A 2,011-nucleotide genomic window follows, 5' to 3' on the forward strand; every position below is an offset into this window, starting at 1 on the left:
GGTCCCGCCGCGCCAGGCGCACGCCAATAGGCGAACTTGGCGAAACCCGACCGATTGCTTCAAGGCTCGAAAGGCCAGCGCCAGGTTTGATTTTACGCAAGGAAAGCGTCCCTCGCGGCTTCTAGTTTCCTCGCATGGCTCTCAACCTCTTCGTCGGCACGATCGTCATAAGCCTGACGGTCGTCATTCACACCTTCGGCCTCATTGCCGTCACCCRTGCGATGGGACATCTGGTGGCGCGATTTCGCATGCATGGTCGGCGAAGCCGGGTCGTTGCAATGATCAGYGTGGTGATGGGCCTTTTTGCCGTCATGACAGCCGAGGTCTGGTTGTGGGCGGGCGTGTACCGCCTGCTCGGCGTCCTGCCCGACTTCGAGACCGCGCTGTATTTTTCAACCATCACCTTTTCGACCGTCGGCTATGGCGACGTGGTGCCGGCCCATGATTGGCGCGTGCTAGCGGCGCTGGAAGGCGTGAACGGCTTTCTTCTGCTCGGCTGGTCGACCGCCTATCTGATCGCGGCCGGAACGCGCATCGGCCCGTTCAGGGCTGGCGAGCACTTTTGACCGGGTGGACACTCAGACCGCTACCGAATGCCTGGCCTTGCCGGCTTCAAGATATTTGTCGAACTTCGCCGCAATGCTTCTCACAAAGGGGCGACTTTCGGCCGGCACGACGAAGCTGTCGCCATCGAGTTCAAGCAATCGCCCAGGACCATCAAGAGCAGTGGAACTTGCCTTGAGCAGAAGCCTTTGACCAGCATCGCCAAAGCGCTCTACCAGTTCGATCGCCGAGAAGGCGAAATCGCACATCAGCCTCTCGATGATCCAGCCGCGAACGCGGTCGTCGTCGGAAAGTGCGATACCGCGGACGGCCGCCAGCCCACCGTCGGAGACCATGCGCCCATACTCGGCGGTCGACGGCATGTTCTGCGCATAGCCTTGGCGAAATTGACTGATGGACGACGGGCCGAGGCCGATCAGTGTTTCGCAGCGATCCTCCGTGTAGCCTTGGAAATTGCGGCGCAAGCAGCCGGTTCTGGCCGCTACGGCCAACGCATCGTTGGGCTTGGCGAAGTGGTCGAAGCCGACGGCTTCATATCCCGCGTTCAGCATAAGACAAGCGGCCAGTTGTGATTGAGCAAACCGCTCCGCCGGACCCGGCAACCATGCCTCGTCGATCATCGTCTGGTGCTTCTTGAACCAGGGCACATGTGCGTAGCCGAACAATGCCATCCTGTCCGGTTCCAGGGTCAACGCCTGCGCGACGGTGGAGGACACGCTCTCCCTGGTCTGGTGCGGCAGGCCGTAGAGCAGGTCCAGATTGACCGATTCGACACCGCGCGTGCGAACGCCGTCGACGACCGCTTTGGTCTGCAAAAAGCTCTGCTCGCGATTAATTGCCTTTTGCACCTTCGGGTCAAAATCCTGGACCCCGAGGCTCGCCCTAGTCATGCCGATCTCGGCAAGCGCATCGAGGCGGGCGTCATCCATATCATTGGGATCGATTTCGACGCTGATCTTGGCGTCCGGAAGAAAATCGAAGCTGGCCCGCAATGCTTTCCCTACCTCCACCATGTCCTCGGGCTTCAGCATCGTCGGAGAGCCGCCACCGAAGTGGACGGCGCGCACGCCGGCCTTGCCACCGACAATGCGGGCGATAGTGGCGATCTCGGCATGCAAAGAGCGGAGATAGGCGGTTACCGGGTCATAGTGACGGGTCTGCTTGGTGTGGCAGGCGCAGAACCAGCAGAGCCTGTCGCAGTAGGGAATATGCAGATAGAGCGAAATCTCGTCGCCTTTCCCGAGCGCCTCCAGCCAGCCTCGACAGACAGTGGCATCGACCCCCGGATGGAAATGCGGCGCGGTCGGATAGCTCGTGTAGCGCGGCACGTTCTCGCCAAGCCTGGCAGCTAGTTCCGGTCGCATGTCGCCATCCCTTGTGTTTGCATGGCCAGGAAAATGGCCGCGACGGGACGCAAATGCCTTGATTTCGGTCAAAGCCCTTGCAC

The 2,011-nt window shown here is 60.9% G+C and carries 2 protein-coding genes; one reads left to right on the plus strand and one right to left on the minus strand.

Translation table 11 applies throughout. The features are described 5' to 3' along the window. Positions 1 to 134 precede the first annotated feature (134 nt). Positions 135 to 566: a potassium channel family protein gene (locus tag ACXJ7R_RS31105; RefSeq protein WP_457155152.1), complete on the plus strand. Its 432-nt coding sequence runs from the start codon at positions 135 to 137 to the stop codon at positions 564 to 566. Positions 567 to 578: 12 nt separating this feature from the next. On the opposite strand, the gene hemN is transcribed toward ACXJ7R_RS31105, so the two are convergent. Next, a complete protein-coding gene (gene hemN, locus ACXJ7R_RS31110) occupies positions 579 to 1,928 on the minus strand; it encodes an oxygen-independent coproporphyrinogen III oxidase (RefSeq protein WP_457155153.1) in 1,350 nt (449 codons plus the stop codon). Positions 1,929 to 2,011 lie beyond the last annotated feature (83 nt).

Source organism: Mesorhizobium sp. P5_C1 (assembly GCF_054049815.1).